General features: G+C 54.4%; 2 protein-coding genes. One reads left to right on the top strand and one right to left on the bottom strand.

Annotated elements, in window-relative coordinates:
* Positions 1 to 383 (bottom strand): LemA family protein (locus A3730_RS02640; protein ID WP_063537427.1); only part of this gene is annotated, 383 nt, incomplete at its 3' end.
* A 133-nt stretch (positions 384 to 516) separates the two neighbouring features.
* Between A3730_RS02640 and A3730_RS32470 the strand changes: the two genes are divergently transcribed.
* A partial coding sequence (locus tag A3730_RS32470; RefSeq protein ID WP_231883820.1) for a hypothetical protein occupies positions 517 to 706 on the top strand: 190 nt, incomplete at its 3' end.

The following is a 706-nucleotide window of genomic DNA, read 5'->3' as shown; positions in this document are numbered from 1 at the left end:
GCCATGGTGTCGTTGGCTTTCAGGTCCGGGTAGTTTTCACTCAGCGCAAAGAAGTTGGCCAGTGAGCCGGACAACAGGGATTCCGCCTTGCCAAGTTGCGTCACGGCGCTGGCGTCGTCCGGGTGGGCGGCGGCGGCCTGTTTGGCGCTAACCGCCTGGTTGCGGGCCTCGATGACCTGGGTAAGCGTCTCTTTCTCGTGGCTCATATAGCCTTTGGCAGTTTCCACCAGGTTGGGGATCAGGTCGTGGCGGCGCTGTAGCTGCACATCAATTTGTGCAAAGCCGTTCTTGAAGCGATTCTTCAGGGCGATAAGCCGGTTGTAGACGGCAATGATGTAAATGATGACGGCAATGATAATGCCGAAAAAAATCAGAGTGCCCATGCAGGTAATCCTTCCCCAAACGGTGTTGTTGTAGGCCTATAAACTACTGCAAAAGTACGAATGGGGAAAGGCGGTACGGAGACGTTACTGTAGGAGCACTTCTCGAGGTGCGAACCTGAGCTTGGGCGAAGGAATGGCAAAAATGCCTGCTCCAAAGCGTTATCAGATAAAACTGTCGGCACAGGCCTGGAATTCATCCTCGCTGTCGCTCGGTTCGCACCTCGAGAGGTGCTCCTATAGCGGCCCTGCAAGAATGCCTCAGTATTTAATTCCCCATTTGCGATACAGAAAACCCATGATCCAGGCGGGCCCGATCATCAGGT

It is taken from the genome of Alcanivorax sp. HI0044 (genome assembly GCF_001634945.1).
Note: the sequence above shows the minus strand (reverse complement) of the source record. Positions and strands in the feature narration are given on the sequence as shown.